Annotated in this window: 20 protein-coding genes; 11 read left to right on the top strand and 9 right to left on the bottom strand. The window is 70.0% G+C overall.

The window, feature by feature from the left end:
* Positions 1-24: 24 nt before the first annotated feature.
* Both IF78_RS0103820 and IF78_RS0103825 read right to left on the bottom strand, forming a co-directional pair.
* Positions 25-1491: an exopolysaccharide biosynthesis polyprenyl glycosylphosphotransferase gene (locus IF78_RS0103820; protein WP_031478669.1), complete on the bottom strand. Its 1467-nt coding sequence runs from the start codon at positions 1489-1491 to the stop codon at positions 25-27.
* Positions 1488-2627, bottom strand: a complete 1140-nt coding sequence (locus IF78_RS0103825) for a glycosyltransferase (RefSeq protein ID WP_031478670.1) — start codon at positions 2625-2627, stop codon at positions 1488-1490. The genes IF78_RS0103820 and IF78_RS0103825 overlap by 4 nt, the downstream gene beginning before the upstream one ends.
* Positions 2628-3277: 650 nt before the next feature.
* Here IF78_RS0103825 and IF78_RS0103830 point away from each other — a divergent pair.
* Entirely contained in the window at positions 3278-3583 is a 306-nt protein-coding gene (locus tag IF78_RS0103830) for a hypothetical protein (RefSeq protein ID WP_031478671.1), read from the top strand.
* A 366-nt stretch (positions 3584-3949) separates the two neighbouring features.
* Here the strand turns inward: IF78_RS0103830 and IF78_RS0103835 are convergent, their stop codons facing one another.
* From IF78_RS0103835 to IF78_RS0103850, 4 genes are all read right to left on the bottom strand, one after another.
* Entirely contained in the window at positions 3950-4270 is a 321-nt protein-coding gene (locus IF78_RS0103835) for a hypothetical protein (RefSeq protein ID WP_031478672.1), read from the bottom strand.
* A 59-nt stretch (positions 4271-4329) separates the two neighbouring features.
* Positions 4330-4650 (bottom strand): hypothetical protein, encoded by a 321-nt coding sequence (locus IF78_RS0103840; RefSeq protein WP_031478674.1) that lies wholly within the window; start codon positions 4648-4650, stop codon positions 4330-4332.
* A 62-nt stretch (positions 4651-4712) separates the two neighbouring features.
* The gene (locus tag IF78_RS0103845) at positions 4713-5051 is read right to left on the bottom strand and encodes a hypothetical protein (RefSeq protein WP_031478675.1); all 339 of its coding nucleotides are present in this window, start codon (positions 5049-5051) and stop codon (positions 4713-4715) included.
* A gap of 317 nt (positions 5052-5368) precedes the next feature.
* Entirely contained in the window at positions 5369-5776 is a 408-nt protein-coding gene (locus IF78_RS0103850; RefSeq protein WP_234439756.1) for a hypothetical protein, read from the bottom strand.
* A gap of 248 nt (positions 5777-6024) precedes the next feature.
* Here IF78_RS0103850 and IF78_RS0103855 point away from each other — a divergent pair, with 248 nt between their 5' ends.
* The 5 genes from IF78_RS0103855 (at position 6025) to IF78_RS0103875 (ending at position 9435) form a co-directional block, all read left to right on the top strand.
* On the top strand, positions 6025-6738 hold the full coding sequence (locus IF78_RS0103855; protein WP_031478678.1) for a glycoside hydrolase family 16 protein: 714 nt from the start codon (positions 6025-6027) through the stop codon (positions 6736-6738).
* Positions 6732-7337, top strand: coding sequence for a vitamin K epoxide reductase family protein (locus tag IF78_RS0103860; RefSeq protein WP_107049873.1), 606 nt, complete (start codon positions 6732-6734; stop codon positions 7335-7337). Before IF78_RS0103855 ends, IF78_RS0103860 begins: the two co-directional genes overlap by 7 nt.
* Positions 7338-7427: 90 nt before the next feature.
* Positions 7428-7925, top strand: a complete 498-nt coding sequence (locus IF78_RS0103865; protein ID WP_031478680.1) for a tyrosinase family oxidase copper chaperone — start codon at positions 7428-7430, stop codon at positions 7923-7925.
* Positions 7909-8769 (top strand): tyrosinase family protein, encoded by an 861-nt coding sequence (locus IF78_RS0103870; protein WP_031478681.1) that lies wholly within the window; start codon positions 7909-7911, stop codon positions 8767-8769. The genes IF78_RS0103865 and IF78_RS0103870 overlap by 17 nt, the downstream gene beginning before the upstream one ends.
* 72 nt (positions 8770-8841) lie before the next feature.
* Complete coding sequence (locus tag IF78_RS0103875; protein ID WP_031478682.1) at positions 8842-9435, top strand: DUF2087 domain-containing protein; 594 nt, start codon at positions 8842-8844, stop codon at positions 9433-9435.
* A gap of 83 nt (positions 9436-9518) precedes the next feature.
* On the opposite strand, the gene IF78_RS0103880 is transcribed toward IF78_RS0103875, so the two are convergent.
* Positions 9519-10478 carry a D-2-hydroxyacid dehydrogenase family protein gene (locus IF78_RS0103880; protein ID WP_031478683.1) on the bottom strand — a complete coding sequence of 320 codons (960 nt, stop codon included), beginning with the start codon at positions 10476-10478 and terminating at the stop codon, positions 9519-9521.
* A gap of 115 nt (positions 10479-10593) precedes the next feature.
* A complete protein-coding gene (locus IF78_RS0103885; protein WP_031478684.1) occupies positions 10594-11265 on the bottom strand; it encodes a ScbR family autoregulator-binding transcription factor in 672 nt (223 codons plus the stop codon).
* 120 nt (positions 11266-11385) lie between these two features.
* On the opposite strand from IF78_RS0103885, the gene IF78_RS0103890 reads away from it, so the two are divergent.
* The 3 genes from IF78_RS0103890 (at position 11386) to IF78_RS0103900 (ending at position 14270) form a co-directional block, all read left to right on the top strand.
* Complete coding sequence (locus IF78_RS0103890) at positions 11386-12423, top strand: ScbA/BarX family gamma-butyrolactone biosynthesis protein (protein ID WP_078662291.1); 1038 nt, start codon at positions 11386-11388, stop codon at positions 12421-12423.
* 36 nt (positions 12424-12459) lie between these two features.
* Positions 12460-13401, top strand: a complete 942-nt coding sequence (locus tag IF78_RS0103895) for an NAD-dependent epimerase/dehydratase family protein (protein WP_031478687.1) — start codon at positions 12460-12462, stop codon at positions 13399-13401.
* Positions 13402-13496: 95 nt separating this feature from the next.
* The gene (locus tag IF78_RS0103900; RefSeq protein ID WP_234439757.1) at positions 13497-14270 is read left to right on the top strand and encodes an SDR family oxidoreductase; all 774 of its coding nucleotides are present in this window, start codon (positions 13497-13499) and stop codon (positions 14268-14270) included.
* A 14-nt stretch (positions 14271-14284) separates the two neighbouring features.
* Here the strand turns inward: IF78_RS0103900 and IF78_RS0103905 are convergent, their stop codons facing one another.
* Positions 14285-14971, bottom strand: coding sequence for a ScbR family autoregulator-binding transcription factor (locus IF78_RS0103905; RefSeq protein WP_051827484.1), 687 nt, complete (start codon positions 14969-14971; stop codon positions 14285-14287).
* Positions 14972-15494: 523 nt separating this feature from the next.
* On the opposite strand from IF78_RS0103905, the gene IF78_RS0103910 reads away from it, so the two are divergent.
* Both IF78_RS0103910 and IF78_RS45675 read left to right on the top strand, forming a co-directional pair.
* Positions 15495-16139, top strand: a complete 645-nt coding sequence (locus tag IF78_RS0103910; protein WP_425314593.1) for a response regulator transcription factor — start codon at positions 15495-15497, stop codon at positions 16137-16139.
* A gap of 258 nt (positions 16140-16397) precedes the next feature.
* On the top strand, positions 16398-16494 hold a 97-nt coding region (locus IF78_RS45675), incomplete at its 3' end, for a biotin carboxylase N-terminal domain-containing protein (protein WP_279617129.1).

Genomic DNA, 16494 nt, shown 5'->3' on the forward strand with positions numbered 1-16494 from the left:
CGCCGTAGAAGTGCTCACCGGTGCTCAGCTCCCCGTCGGCCGTACGAACTGCGCCACCGTGCGCAGCAGGATGCAGACGTCCTGCCACAGCGACCAGTTGTCGATGTAGGCGTTGTCGTAGCGGCACCGGTCCTCGATCGAGGTGTCGCCGCGCAGCCCGTGGATCTGGGCGAGCCCGGTGATCCCGGACCGCATCCGGTGCCGGGCCCGGTAGCCCGGATAGACCTGGCTGAACTTGGCGACGTAGTACGGCCGTTCGGGCCGGGGCCCGACCAGGCTCATGTCACCGCGGAAGACGTTCCACAGCTGCGGCAGCTCGTCCAGCGAGGTGCGGCGCAGGAAGTGGCAGAACCGGCTCATGTCCTGGGCGTCCGCCACGCTCCAGCGGGTCGCCGCCTCGTGCGCGCTGGCGGGCCGGTGGGTGCGGAACTTCAGGATGGTGAACGGCCGCCCGTCCATGCCGATCCGCTCCTGCCGGAACACCACGCCGGGCCCGTCCATGACCCACAGCGCGAGCGCACACACCAGCAGCACGGGGGCGGCCAGCACCAGCAGGGAGCCCGAGAGCACCACGTCGAGCAGCCGTTTGCCGATGCTGCCGCGCCCCCGTCCGCTCCCCGCGCCCAGCCACCTCAGCGAGAAGCCGGCCAGCTGCCCCGCCCGTTCACGGCGACCACTGAGGCCGTACGACGGCGTCTGCGTGTCCACCTCCCACAGCACGCATCCGTACGCGGCGAGCATCCGCAGCTCGGCGGCCTTCTCCACCCTGGTGGCGGCCCCCACGACGAGCACCGTCCCGACACCGTTCTGGATGAGCGCCCGGAGCGTGTCCTGCGCCGAGGTGAGCACCAACAGCCCGGTCTCGGCATCGGTGTCGCCGACGATCTCCAGGTCGTCGGCGACGACACCCACCGGGCGGACTCCGCAGTTCGGGTGGCGCAGCAGCACGGTCGCGACGCCCCGGGCGGCCGCGAGCGGACCGACCACCAGAGCGGGACAGGGCCCGCGCCGCAGCACCCGGCGCCGGTAGCCGTGCACCGCCGCGCGACCCGCGCAGGCCGCCCCGCAGTGCACGGCAACGGCCGCCAGCAGCACGGTCATCGGGAGCGACCGCAATGGGGAGAGAGCCACGACCGCCGCCCAGCCGACGGCGATCCGGGCACAGACGGCCGGGATCTCGTCCAGCACATCGGGGACCACGGACATGCCGTACAGCGAGGCCCGGCGGTTCAGACCGAGCACGCCGAGGGCCAGCAGGGCGAAGACCAGCGGATGCCTGTGCGGCACGGGTACGACCAGGGCGGCCGGCAGGACGGCGGCGCCGTCGACGAGCCACAGCACTGCCCGGGACTCCCGCATCGGCCGACGCGCGGCCCGCCCGGCCGACGGCCGGCGTCCGCCGACCAGGCCGCCCCGGGCGAGAACGGAGAGGGCACCCTTCGTTACCCGCTGCGGTCCCGTGGGTGAGGCGACGGTGCTTTCCGCGGTCATGTGGCGATGCTCTTTCTGCCCTCGTTGGGTACGACCGGCGCGGGAACGACGCCGAGCAACTCGCGATAGACGCCGGTGACCGCGTCCGTGGTGTGCCGCAGGTCGTGGGCGACGAGCACATGCGCACGGCCCCGTGCGCCGAGCGCGGCGCGCAGCGGCTCGTCCCGCAGCAGCGCCGTGAGCGCCCGGGCCAGCGCGCCGGGGTCCTCCGGCGGCACCAGACAGGACGGCCGATGGGAGGGCGGAAGGCTCTCGCGCGCTCCGTCCACGTCCGTGACGACGACCGGCCGGGCACACGCCATGGCCTCCAGCGGGGCGAGCGCCATACCCTCCCAGCGGGACGGCAGGACCACGATGTCGGCGGCCCGGTACCAAGGGGCGACATCGGACGCGGCGCCGGTGAACTCCACCGACGCGGGCGCACCGCGGCGCAGCGACCGCGCGTCCGGCCCGTCGCCGACCAGCACCAGCCGGGCACCGGTCACCCGCCGCACCACCTCGGGCCAGGCCCGCAACAGCACGTCCTGCCCCTTCTGCCGGCACAGCCGGCCCACGCACACGACGAGCGGACCCGCCCCCGACCGCGCCCTGTCCCCCTCCGGCCGGAACCTGCCGGTGTCGACACCGTTGGGGACCACCCGCCAGGAAGCGGCGATTCCGTATCGCTCCCCGGTACGCCGCTCGGCCTCGCTCACGCACAGCACGCGCGTCGCCCACCGCGCCCCGAACCGCTCCCAGCCCAGCGCCAGCCGCGCGACGACGCCGTCCGCCGCCTCGAACGACCAGGCGTGCGGCTGGAAGACCGTCGGCAGCCGGCCGTGCACCGCGAGCCGGGCCGCGAGCCCCGCCTTCGCGCTGTGTGCGTGCACCAGGTCGGGCCGCACATCGCGCACCAGCCGCGCCAACTGCCGTACCTCGCCCGGGAGTCGGGCCGTGGGCTGGCGCGTCGCGTCCCAGCGCAGCACCGTGCGGCCCGGTGCGCGCAGGGAGTCCGGCAGCGTGCCGCCCTGCGGACAGGCCACCGTCACCCGCAGCCCCGCGGCCACCTGCGCGGCCACCAGGTCCGTCACGACCCGGGCGACACCGCCCTCGACGGGCTGCGTGACATGCAGGACGTGCGGCGCGGAAATGCGCATGACCGAGGCTGCCCTTCCGAAGAAAAGAGTCCGAACCAGCAACACGACGTGTGGCTCGCGTTCCCGATACGAGATCCCGCACCTGTTCGAGAGGGTCCGAGGGTCAACAGGGTTTCCGGATTCAGGGGGTGAGCGGCACCAGACACTTATCCATATTTAACGGTCGGGTGGCCGACCGTGTCGGACCGGCGGCGCTTTCGTACTTGTTTCCCGCACGATGTCACCCGTTTGCAGCCGCCGTGCCTGTGGTTCCGGGCCGCCCCCGATCGGCCGGAGGCCCGGACGGTGCGGGTCGGCCGGCTCCGAAAGGGCCTCTCATCAGCGGCGACGACGAATTGAACCGGGCAGTTCGGCATGGGACGCACGCGATCGGTTTGCGGGCCGTCCGCACCGGTTTAACGGTGATCACACGATCCGAAACTCGGTGGAGATGAACGCCCGTGCGCGCCCGCCCGCGTTACGCCGGCCGTGTCCGGCACGACGGGTCTTTTCGTATGAGTTCCTGGAAGTTGTCCGCGGCAGAGTTTCCAGACCGGCCCCCTCTCGTTAGCCCAGGAGAACCGAGACCGACTCACTCACGGCGTCTGCGGGCCGAAATCCCTTTCGCCGAACGCGAGTTACGGAAGTCGAGTCCCCAGGAAAGGAACATGATGAAGAACCTGAAGGCTGCCGCGGTCGTCGCCGGCTCCCTCGCCGTCGCCGGTGTCGCCGGGCCCGCCGCCGCGATCGACATGCCGGCGACGGGCCTCGTCGACAACGGGAAGACGGTCGCCCGCAGCCTCCCCTCGGCCACCAAGGTGCCGACGGGCTACGTGGGCAACAACGTCAGGCGCACGGCGGACAACGTCAAGAAGGGCGTGAACAATTCCGGCGTCGTGAAGACCCCCGTCTTCGGCGGCACCCTGCCGAACCCCGCCGACGGCCAGCTGCTCGGCGGCCTTCCGATCAACAGGTAGGCGATCCAGCCAGGCGATCAGGCAGGCGACTCGTTCCTCGACTTCGTCGCCCATCGGCTCGACGTTCCGGGTCGGCTCCGCACTCCGCGGAGCCGACCCTTCGGCGTTTCCAAGGAGGGGGGCAGAGTGCAATTGCCTTTGTGCTTTGCCACGTTGGGCCAAACGAATGAGACAGGGTGACCACAGGCGTTTCAGCGTCGTTGGTCCAAGTGAATCGGCGCTCATTCCTCCTTGTCGGCGCTCTCCGTGGGCCCTGGCCGCACTCCCATGCGGCCGGGGCCCACGCTTTTGGCACAGGAATCCCCGCACACACGCCGATGGCGGCCCACCGGATTTCCGGCGGACCGCCATCGGGCGAAGGACTGCTCAGAACAGGATGCCGCCGACGTACGAGCCGGGCTGCTCCTGGTGGACCGTGCCCGTGTTGCAGGAGGCGTAGTGCGAGTTCGTCGCGACGACACCGCCGAGGACGGATCCGTTGGACCACGGCGCGGCACAGCGGGCGTCGAGGACGGAGCCGTTGACCACGGCGATCCCCTGCTGCGGTTCGTTGACGACGACCGGGGCCGACGAGAAGCCGCTGCCGCCCTTGACGGTGGTGGTGTCACTGTCGGCGGCGGCGGTACCGCCGGCCGCCAGGACGATGCCTGCGGCGAGGGCGGAAATGGCCGTAACCTTGTTACGCATGAGCTGAGCCTTTCCGGGCTGCGTTTGGGGTTGACCTGCTCCGATGCTCGGATCAGGGGTCAGAAGAGGATGCCGCCCTTGTAGTGGCCGGTCTGCTGCTGGTTGACCGTGCCCGTGTTGCAGGAGGCGTAGTGGGAGTTCGTCGCGACGACGCCGCCGAGGACGGCTCCGTTGGACCACGGGGCGAGGCAGCGGCCGTCGACCAGAGTGCCGTTGGCGATGAGGATGCCTTGCTGGGGCTCGTTGATGACGACCGGGGCCGACGAGAAATCCTTGCCGCCCTCGACGGTGGTGATGTCGCCGTCGGCGGCGGCGGTACCGCCGGCCGCCAGAACGATACCCGCGGCAAGCGCGGAAACGGCCGTAACCTTGTTACGCATGAGCTGCCCCTTTCCGGGCTGCGTTGGGAGATTTACCTGCTGCCGATCGCTCGCAGCAGAGGTCAGAAGAGGATGCCGCCCTTGTAGTGGCCGAGCTGCTCCTGGTGGACCGTGCCCGTGTTGCAGGAGGCGTAGTGCGAGTTCGTCGCGACAACGCCGCCGAGGACGGATCCGTTGGACCACGGGGCAATGCAGCGACCGTCGACCAGGGTGCCGTTGACGATGAGAACGCCTTGCTGGGGCGCGTTGACGACGACCGGGGCCGACGAGAACCCGCTGCCACCCTTGACAGTGGTGGTCTTGCCACCGCCGCCGTCGTATTCACCGGCAGAGGCAAGGCCGGCGCCGGCGACGACAGTGCTGAGGGCGAGGGCCGTGATGACCGCGAACTTCTTGGGCAACTTGGTTCCTTCCTGAATTCACGGTTGCGCACGCTTACGAAAAGGAAACCCGTATATGCACGCATAAGTCACGGTGGGAACAATCAAACGTGGACAGATTCCTTCGGATGGCGCAATGTAACCGCCTGTTGCGGTGCCCGGCTTTGCTCTGATTCCGGGAGTGGGCCGCGCGATGCCCGCGAAAACGGGCGCCGACACGCGTCCGGCCCACCGGCAGAGTGCGGGCCGGTGGGCCGGGGTGATGGTGCGCGGGTTGCCGAGAACCGGATCAGAGTCTCAGAATTCCGGGGCCAGGGACTCGTACGGTTGCCGGGTCGTCACTGGGGAAGGAAGGAGCCGAAACCGGCGGCGGTCGGCGCCTTCAGCGGGCGGACCTGGACGGAGCCGCTGCCGGCCGGGTTCTTCACCGGAATCGTGGGCCGCTTGGCGGCATCCGGGTCCATTCCGTCCAGGTAAACGCCGGACATTCCCGCCGCGTTCTTGCTGTTCTTGTCGAACGCGCTTCCCTTCGCGATCCCACCGTCGCGGGCCAGCCGCGACACGGCATCGGTCGCCGGCACGATTGCCGGGCTCACCTTGGACGGGGACATGAGCCCGAGCGGACTGGCCGTGATACCCGATTCGCCCGTGGACGACCCCGTGGCGGCCGCCGCCGTGGCGGCCGAACCGCCCACAAGACCCGCACCGATGGCCAACGCCGCAGTGGTGAAAACTGCCTTCTTCATGATTCACCTCGCTTGAAAGTACCTCTGATCCGACGGTTGGAGAACATAGCAGTACAAGGCCGCTGCAAAAGCGCCGCGTTGCTCCATACGCGTGAAATTGGCGGGGGTGAAGAATGGAATCCACAGAGGCATTCGGAGGGATGGGCAGCTGGTCGGCGAATGGGCTGATCGTATGGTGCGCGCGGCTCGATTCGATCGTCTGCGCGACGTGAATCAGGAAAAGCGGCGGGTGACCTACCCTCGCCGCCATGACCATCGACACCGCCACGTTCACGCCGACCTGGTCGGAGGAGTTCGACGCCCCGATCGAGTGGAGCGCCAAATGGGTCGGGGACCGGACCAGCGCCTACCGCTACCGCGACCACAACCCGGACGACGACAAACTCGACTGGCTCGACCCCGGCTGTGTGACCGTCTCGGGCGGCGTGGCCACCTTCACCGCCACACCGTCCGGCCGCACCCTGGGCAACGGCAGGCGGGCCTGGCACACCGGGCTGCTCACCACCGAGTACTCCGCCGAGGGCTTCCAGGTGCGCACAGGGGACCACGTCGAGACCCGCGTCAGACTGCCCTCGGGGACCGGGGCCTGGCCCGCGCTGTGGACCTGGAAGGACGGCCGGAACGAGGTCGACTCCTTCGAGTACCACCCGGACAACCCGAACCTGCTGGAGCTGTCCAACAACGTCAACCGCGCCTCGACGTACCACTCCGACGCCGACACGATCGCCCCGGACCGGTGGGTGACCGTCGGCACCACCTACGGCGCGTGTTCCGTCGAGTGGTACGTCAACGGCGAGCGCGTCTTCTCCGACGGTACCGGCGTCGGCGACGACTGGTCGGCGTATCTGATCCTGAACCTGTCGCTGAGCGCCGGCCGGTGGCACCCGGCCCCCTGCGACCCGGCGCCGATCACCTTCGCGGTCGACCACCTCCGCGTCTACCGCGGGGCCGCACGGTGGTGACCCCCGCCCCGGCCGCCCGCCGGACCACGGGTGGCGGCCGTGCGTTCGCCCTGCTGCTGGTGGTCACCGGGGCTGCCGGACTGCTGGCCTCCTGGGTCATCACCCTCGACAAGTTCAAGCTGCTGGAGGACCCGGACTTCACGCCGGGCTGCAGCCTGAACCCGGTGCTGTCCTGCGGCAGCGTGATGGAGAGCGAGCAGGCCGAGGCCTTCGGGTTCCCCAACCCGATGCTGGGCCTGGTGACCTACGCCGTCGTGATCGGCGTCGGGGTGAGCCTGCTGGCCGGGGCAGCCTACCCGCGCTGGTACTGGCTGACCTTCGAGGCCGGATGCGTCTTCGGGATCGGGTTCGTCTCCTGGCTGCAGTATGAGTCGCTGTACGAGATCAACGCCCTGTGCCTGTGGTGCTGCCTGGCCTGGCTCGCGACGATCGTGCTGTTCTGGTACCTGACGTCCTTCCTCGTGCGCGGCGGCCTCCTGCCCGCGCCGGGCCCGGTGCGGACCCTCTTCGCCGAGTTCACCTGGGTGCTCGTGCTGCTGCACATCGGGGTCGTCGGGATGCTGATCCTGACCCGCTGGTGGGACTTCTGGACGGGCTGACCACTGCACCGTATGGGCGCCTCGGTGGTGACCGTGGGGCGTCCCGGACGGTTACCCGTCCGAACACCCGAACCGTGCGAGGAGTGAGCGATGGCCGTCAGTGCAGACGGGGTGTCCGTGGGTGCGGTGCAGGGAGCGGGCACCCAGGTGGACAGCGAGCCGAGGAAGCGGACACGGCGGGAGGTGGCGCGGCTGCTGTTCGGCTCCGGCGCGGTGGCACTCACCCCGGTGCTCGCCGGCTCCCGGCCCTCGCAGTCCGCGAACCGGCAGCGGCACACCGACATCCCCTTCGACGAGACCTACCGGGGCCGCCACATCCAGGGCGCACCGCTTCCCCTCCACGGGCTCAGCGCCCTCGGCGCCGACTGGCGCGTCACCGTGGACGGCCACCCGCTGCATCTGATGCGCCGGGCCGACGGCACCTGGCTGAGCATGCTCGACCACTACAGCTGGTACGGCACCCCACTGGAGGCGACCCGCGCGGCCGTCGACGAACTCGGACCCGGCCGACGGCTGCGCTACATGGCCCCCGGTCCGCTCGGCGGCGGGCACCCGCATGGGGAGGCCGAGCATGGTGTACGTGCGTAAGAACGTGAACAAGCTGACGGCCACCGAGAAGCGGCGGTTCGTCGAGGCGCTGCTCGAGGTCAAACGCCGTGGTGAGTACGACGAGTTCGTACGGCTGCACATCAGGCACTTCCGCGGCGACGGTGAGCGGGGGCTGCGTGCCGCCCATATGACACCCTCCTTCCTGCCCTGGCACCGCATGTTCGTGCTGGAGCTCGAGAACGCCCTGATCCGCGTCGACGACTCGGTGACGGTGCCGTACTGGGACTGGACCAGGGACCGTTCGGCCACCTCGGTGCCGTGGACCAACGACCTGCTCGGCGGGAACGGGCGACGCGGGGACCGGCAGGTGATGACCGGGCCGTTCGCCTACCGGAACGGCCGGTGGACCATCAGGGCGGGCGTCACCGACGACCGGTTCCTCACCCGGGACCTGGGCCGCTCACGCAATCCGATCAACCTGCCCACCAAGGCCGATCTGGACCGGGCGCTGAAGGACCCCGTCTATGACGTCGCCCCGTGGGACTCGACGGTCACCAAGGGCTTCCGCAACAAGATGGAGGGGTGGGGCCCCGACAGCAACCCGTGGCTCAACCACAACCGGGTGCACCGCTGGGTCGGGGGTGCCATGCTCGGCGGCGGGTCCGTCAACGATCCCGTCTTCTGGCTGGTCCACGCCTTCGTCGACATGCAGTGGCAGCGCTGGCAGCGGCGCCACCGCAACCACCGCTACCTGCCGGCGCGGCCGCCCGGCCGGGGCAGAGGCCAGGACGGCCGGATCGTCGCCCGGCACGAGAGGCTGCCGCCGTGGGACGTGACTCCGGACGAGTTGGAGGACGTGTCTAGCATCTATCAGTACGCCTAGCGGGGGCCTGTCGGTACGCCTGGCGCGGAAAATCGCTCAGCCCCGCAGCGGCACGTCCATTAGCCTCCGGGCATGGCAACCGATCCGACGGAACAACTGGTCCGGCTGTTCGCCGAGGAGAGCCGGGTGCGGGCCTTCGCCGCCGTGGCGCTGGGCGCGGGGAGCACCGAGGAGGTCGCCCGGGCGGCGGAGCTGTCCCCGAAGGAGACGGCCGTGGCGCTGCGGCGGCTGCGGGAGCAAGGCGTGGTGACGGCCGGGGACGGCGGGCAACTGGGCGTCGCGTACGGGCTGTTCAAGGAGTACGCGCGGGAGGCCGCGCGGCGGGAGAGCCAATCCGGCGGCGCCGGTGGTCCTGACTCCGGGGACGAGCGGACCGACGTGATCCTGCGGACCTTCGTCCGGGACGGGCGGCGGCTGGTCCGGCTGCCCGCGCAGTGGACCCGCAAGAAGCTGGTGCTCCGGTACATCGCCGAGCAGAGCTTCGAGCCGGGCGTGGAGTACCCGGAGCGGACCGTCGACGCCAAGCTGCGCGCCTGGTGCGAGGACAGCGACGACATCGACCATGTGACGCTCCGGCGCTATCTGGTGGACCTGCACCATCTGCGCCGGAGCGAGGGGATTTACCGGCGGCCGGCTGCGGGCACCGAGATCGCCGACAGCGCCTGACCGAGGCTGGGCGAGACCGAAGCTCCCCAGTGCCCGACCGCAGCCGTGCTTGCCGCAGGGCTCCGTCGGCGCCGTGCGGTTCCTCAGGGCAGCCGTCGTACCGGTGACCCCGCCAGGTACGCCCGGATGTCCTCGACCGCCTGGCCGTAGTACGTCGCGTAGTTGGCCCGCGAGACATAGCCCAGGTGGGGCGTGGCGAGGAGGCGGGGCGCCGTGCGCATCGGGTGGTCGGCGGGGAGGGGCTCGATGTCGAAGACGTCCACGCCGGCGCCGGCGATACGGCCCTCGTGCAGGGCGGTGAGCAGGGCGTCCTGGTCGACGATCGCCGCGCGGGAGGTGTTGATCAGGTAGGCGGTCGGCTTGAGCAGGGCGAGTTCGGGCGCGCCGAGCAGGCCCCGGGTGCGGTCGCTCAGGGCGAGATGGACGGAGACGAAGTCGCTCTCGGCGAGCAACTCCTCCTTGGAGGCGGCCAGATGGACGCCCACCTCGTCGGCGTACTTCTTGGTGAGGTTCTGGCTCCAGGCCGTGACGTGCATGCCGAAGGCGATGCCGACCCGGGCCACCCGGCTGCCGATCTTGCCGAGGCCCAGCAGCCCGAGGCGGCGGCCGTGCAGGTCGGCGCCGACCGTGCTCTGCCAGGGGCCACCGGAGCGCAGGGCGTTGCTCTCAGGCACGAGACCGCGGGCGAGGCCGAGCAGCAGAGTCCAGGTGAGCTCGACGGGCGGGGTCGAGGAGCTGGCCGTGCCGCAGACGGTGACGCCGTGTGCCTCGGCGGCGGCGTAGTCGATGACCGAGTTGCGCATGCCGGAGGCGATCAGCAGCCTCAGCCGGGGGAGACGGGCGAACAGGGAGCCGGGGAAGGGGACGCGTTCCCGGAGGGTGACGACGATGTCGAAGTCGGCGAGGGCCGCGGCGAGGGCGTCCTCGTCGGGGAAGTGGGCGGTGAAGGGGACGACCTCCACGTCGTCCGCGAGCGGCGACCAGTCGGCGGCCTCGGTCGCCACGTTCTGGAAGTCGTCGAGCACAGCACAGCGCAGCCGCACGGTGGGTCCTTTCCATGGCTGGATGAAACCGACTGTACGGAACCGGGGCGGTGAGGAGGCCCCGGTATGAACCCGAGATTAACCGACCGATCGGTTTTGTTACGGCCAAGTAACACTAACTCCGTGCCACCGAGGAGGCGGTCTCGGGGGCATGGCCCTGGTACTCGAGGAAGACGCGCCTGCCGCGCTCCGGGGAGAAGTCGAGGGCGGCCAGCATCGCGGGCGTGGAGATACCGGGCAGGACGTGGCGGAGCATGACGGAGACGCGATGGTCGAGGTCGTCGCGGTTGCAGTGGGCCTGTGACATCGCCTGGACGCCGGCGAAGGCGCCGGTGAGGAACTCCGCGGTGTCGGTCACGTCGATGTGCGGCAGGAGTTCGCCCTGGCCGCGCGCCTCGGTCAGGATCTGCTCCAACTGATCGGTCCAGGCGCGGAACGCCGCGCTGCGGTCCAGTTCGGCCGCGCCCTGGTCGAGGGCGAGGGAGACGCCGGCCTGCACCAGCGGATCGTGCTGCAGCCGGTAGGCCATGACCATGCCGTGGTCGACGAGTTTCTGCAGCTTGCTGGATTGCTCCGGGAACCGGTCGATGGGCATCTGGGCTTCCAGGACGCCGAGGGCGACCTCTTCCTTGGAGGAGAAGTGGAAGTACAGGGCACCCCTGGTGACCCCGGCGCGGCCGAGGATCTCCTCGATGGTGGCCGAGGCGTAACCACGCTCGCCGAAGACCTTCGCGGCCGCCTCGAGGATCGACCTGCGCGTTCTGATCGCGCGGTCCTGCTGGGCCATGGGTCCCTCCACCGTATGCACGCGCAACATCACGACGCGTATTGAAAAGAAAACCGGATCACACGTATCTTATGCGGCGGGTGAGGACGCCTCGCTCTGGTGAGTGACTCGGGGGGAGCCATGGACCGGACGCAATACGTCGGCGCGACCGCACGGGACGAGCAAACCACAGGCGCTGTCGCGCCGGTTCCCTCAACCGCCTTATGGCATACGGAGATCAGCGGCGAGCAGGTGCACCGGCCGGATCCCCGGGACGCCTTTCCCACCGGATGGCGCCGCCTGGACGACTCGCACTTCCAGGTCAGGGCCCGCTGGCCGCTGCGGCACCGGCTCTTCGCCGAGGCGTCCGGGCGCTTCCAGGACCCGTTGCTGATACCGGAGATACTGCGTCAGAGCACGATGTTGCTGGCCCACGCCGTGTTCGAAGTGCCCATCGGCGGGCTGTTCGTGATGCAGCGTCTGAGTTACTCGACCTCGCCGGCCGGACTCGCGTTCGACCGCTCCACCGAGGACGTCGTCGCCGACATCACCTGCGGCGATGTGCGGCGCCGGGGTCGTCGGCTGGCGGGCATGCGCTGCGACATGGTGCTGCGCCGCGCGGGCCGGGTGATCGCGGTCGCCGGCGGGCGGGTCGACTGCGTCTCGGAAAGGGCCTACCGCCGGTTGCGCGGTGAGCGGTTGTCGATGACCGGCCGTCCCGTGCCGCTCCTGCCGGGACTGCCGCCCGCGGCCGTCGGCCGGACCGACGCCGCCGCCGTCGTACTGGCGCCGTCTCCGCGGCCCGGGGCCTGGCAGCTCAGGGTGAACACCGCGCACCCCACGCTGTTCAGACGGCCGAACGACCATGTGCCGGGCATCGTGCTGCTGGAGGCGGCCCGGCAGGCCGCGACGGCCTTCTCGCTCTTCCCGGGCCTCATGATGGCGACCGGGATGGACATGGTCTTCTGCCGGTACGCCGAACTGGACCGCCCCTGCTGGATAGAGGCCGACCCCGTACCCAAGGACGACCCCGACCCGGCCACCGTCCGGGTGCGGGGCCTGCAGGACGACGGTGAGGTCTTCCACTGCACCGTGACGGTCACGGCACCGGGGCCCGCCGTACCCGACCTGGTCCTCGACGGCCCCCGGAGCGAGTCCGTCACCGACCGCCGGCCATGACGTGCGAACCGCCGGCCGAGGGGAGAGCAGACCACCTTGTCACCACTGATCCTCATCACCGGAGCCAGCGGCTTCATCGGCGGCCATGTCGTGGCCGCCGTCCGGGAAGCGGGCTCCGTCCCGTCCCCGGTCCGGCTGCTGCTGCGCGACCCCGGGAGCCGGCCGCCGGAGCCCGTTGCCCTGGCGGCGGACGTCGTGAGGGCGGACCTGGCCGACCCGGCATCCCTGCGCGGGGTCTGCGACGGCGTCGACGTCGTCCTGCACTGTGCTTCCCACATCGGGGACGACGAACGGCGCGCCGAGGCCGTCAACGACCACGGCACCCGGGCCCTCGTCGAGGAGGCGACACGCGCCGGGGTGGCCCGTGTCGTCCAGGTGAGTACGGCCGCCGTATACGGTCGGGGGCCCTTCACCGGCGCGCTGCCCGGCGAGCCGCCTCTCGCGCCGGCCTCGCCGACCAGCCGTTCCCGTGCCGCCGCCGAGCGGCATGTGCTGGACGCGGGCGGCGTCGTACTGCGTCCGCACCTCGTGCTCGGGGTGGGTGACAGATGGGTGGTGCCGGGGCTGGCCGCCCTGATGCGAGCGCTCTCCGCGCGGCTGAAGGGGTGCGCCTCGCGTCACTCCGTCATCGACGTACGGGCGTTGGGGCGTGCCGTGGTCGCCGCCGGGCTGTCGGGCCGGGACCTGGCGGGCGTGCATCACGTCAACCACCCCGAGCCGGTGGACGGTTCGGAACTGCTGGACACGGTGGCCGACCGGCTCGGCCTGCGCCTGCCGGGCCCGCCCCTGGACATCGACGAGGCCCGGACCCGGCTCGCCGGGCAGCCTCGGGCACTGCACCACCTCGGCATGCTCGCCGTGGACCACTGGTTCGCGGACGGCGGCTTCTGGGCCTGCGCCGGCGCGGATCCCGGACCGGGGTTCGCGCGGAGCCTGGCCGAACACGCGTCGTGGTACCGGGATGCCGTGGGCCGCTGACGGGCGCGTCTCCTTCCCGTACGCCCGGCTTCCTGCTTCCTGCCTTCCGCTTGCTGCCTCCTCCTTCCACCGTTACTTCGATACACAGGGTCTTCGTGGATACCAAGCGCACACTGACAGGCAAGATCGCACTGGTCACCGGGGCCGGCCGAGGCATCGGCAGAGCCATCGCCGGGCGGCTGGCTCAGGACGGGGCGCTGGTCGGCGTCCACTACGGCCACAGCGAGGCCGCCGCCGCGGAAGTCGTCGCGGAGATACGGAAGAACGGCGGACGGGCCTTCCCGGTCGGGGCGGAACTCGGGGTGCCCGGTGACGCCGACGCCGTCTTCGAGGCCTTCGACGCGGGGTTGCGCCAGGAGCGGGAGGAGCGTTCGCTCGACATCCTGGTGAACAACGCCGGAGTGAGCGGGTCGGGGCCGGTGGGGCAGGCCGTTCCGGAGGTATTCGACCGGATGATCGCCGTGAACGCCAAGGCGCCGTTGTTCCTCGTGCAGCGGGCGCTGCCGCGGATGCGGGACGGCGGGCGCGTCATCAACATCTCCTCGCTCGCCTCACGGCACGCCTTTCCCGAGTCCGTCGCGTACGCCATGTCCAAGGGTGCGCTGGACACGATGACCCTGTGTCTGGCGAAGGAGCTCGGCGGTCGCGGCATCACCGTCAACACGGTCGGGCCGGGGTTCGTCGAGACGGACATGAACGCCCGGCGCAGGAAGACCCCTGAGGCACGGGCCGCCCTCGCCGCGCGGTCCGTGTTCGACCGAATCGGCAGGCCCGCCGATGTGGCGGACGTGGTGGCGTTCCTGGCCTCGGACGACTCCCGCTGGATCACCGGGCAGTACCTCGACGTCAGCGGCGGCACCGACCTGTGACGGCGACCCGCGGGTCAGGGAGCGGCCGGGCCGGCCGGAGCCGGAACGAAACCCGTGCGCACGGCCGCGTTCGACGCCTGGTGTGCCGTGTCCGTGCCTGCGGGATCCAGGTGCGTCAGCGTCTCGGGAGCGGCCAGGTTGGGCAGCAGCACTTCCCAGAAGCCGGTGACGGTGAAGCAGGACAGCCACTCCGGGTTGGAGCGGCTCAGCACCTCGAATCCGATGGTCGAGGCCACCAGTACCCCGGTCAGCTGCTGTTGGTGCACGCCCTGGACGAGCAGGTGCTCGTCGGCCGCCTCGGCCAGGAGCTGCTGCACACAGACCTGCCACTCCTGACGCAGATTCAGGTCCGTGCCGTTCGCGCCCTCGCAGCTGAGCAGGAAGCCGGCGCGTACGACGATGCTCCGCCGGAGCACGTCTGCCAGGGCGTGCGAGAGGTCGACCAGCGTCTGGAGCGCGCTGGTCCGGCGGCGGTGGGCGAGGCGCGCGGCTCGGCGCAGTGCGTGCGAGGCCTCGGCGCGCAGGGCCTCGGCCAGGGCCGCCTTGTTCTCGAAGTGGAAGTGCAGCGCGCCCGAACTGACTCCCGCCTCGGAGCTGATGGCGGACAGTTTCGCCCTGTCGTAACCGTGCCGCTGGAACTCCTGGGCGGCCGCCAGCAGCAACGCGTCACGGGTGCGGGTGGCCCGTTCCTGCTTGGTCATCGTCGGCCTCGCGCACGGACCGTGATTTCCCGTGTGTTCACTTCCAGGCTCCTCTTGTACTCATGGCCAGGTGAGGGAGGGTGCCCCGCGTCCCGTGCGGGAGCCCTCGCGCCAGTAGGAAACCGATGCGGCTCGCACCCGGGGCGAGCCCATGTGAGCTGGATCATAACAAACCATCTTGACTGTTTGTCAGCCTCTTGCCTGGTCAGGCGCGGGCGAGGGGTGCGCACGAGGGGGTGCGGCAGGTGACCATCATTTGCCTGCAGTTTCGCTGAACTACGCCTGATAGGCCCTGATTTGACGTTCCGTTGAACGTCATTTGGGACAGCGGCCCATTGACCTGATTCTCATTGACATACCGGAGGATCGGTTTGTAGGTTTCCTGTGTCTGTTCAGAAAGCGAATGATTCAGACAAAGCTGGACGAGCTAGGGGGACTAATGAGCCAGCGTGCTACGAATCTGAAGGAGCCTCACATACCGGCTCCTCGCCGTGGGGAGGTGACAGCCTGGCGCGTTCTCGTCGTGGAGAACGACGCAGCCGAGGCCGAAGCCCTGGTCCGCGCACTCAAGCGCCATGGCCATGAGGTGGACAGCGTCACCTCGGGCGGCGCCGCACTCCAGTCGTACGCGGACGCCGATCTCGTACTGATCGATCTCGAACTCCCCGATCTGGACGGGCTGGAGGTCTGCCGCGGCATACGGTCGACCTGTGACGTCCCGCTGATCGCCGTCACCGCACGCGGGTCGGAACTCGACCGTGTGCTCGGTCTGCAGGCGGGTGCCGACGACTACCTCGTCAAGCCCTACGGGTTCCGGGAACTCATGGCGCGGATGGAGGCGGTCATGCGCCGCGTCCGGACTCCGGCGCCCACCACGAGGGTCGTCAGCCACGGACCGCTGCGGATCGACGCCGGCTCTCGCGAGGTCACCCTGCACGGACGTGCCGTGGACGTGACCCGCAAGGAGTTCGATCTGCTGTACATGCTCGCCTCCAACCCCGACACGGTCATTCCCCGCAAGCGCCTCATCCACCAGATCTGGGGCGACTCCTGGTCCCGGCGGACTGTTGACACACACGTCAGCAGTCTCCGCAGCAAGCTCGGCGGCAGTGGCTGGATCATCACTGTGCGCGGCGTGGGTTTCCGATTCGGCGGGGTGAGCGGCTGAGAGCCCGAGGCGGCCCTTCAAGGGAGACGGTTGAAAAAGGGGCACCCCCCGGGCAGGGGGGTGCCCTTCCTCATTGATGAGGTCATCTGGCGACTTGGCATTCCTCTGAAGTTTTTCGACCTTTCCGTGAAGTTGCTCGGACACAGGCGCACAGGGCCTGCGGAATCTGACCTGTTCCTGAAAGGAACGCCCTTGAAGGGCGACGAGGCGCGGACGAGGCTTTCAAGCACGGTCCGTGACGAATGAGGAGAACTCGTCGTGCGCAAGGTGCTCATCGCCAACCGTGGCGAAATCGCTGTCCGCGTGGCCCGGGCCTGCCGGGATGCCGGCATCGCGAGCGTGGCCGTCTACGCCG

This window comes from Streptomyces bicolor, from assembly GCF_000719285.1.
Classification (GTDB): Bacteria; Actinomycetota; Actinomycetes; order Streptomycetales; family Streptomycetaceae; genus Streptomyces; species Streptomyces bicolor.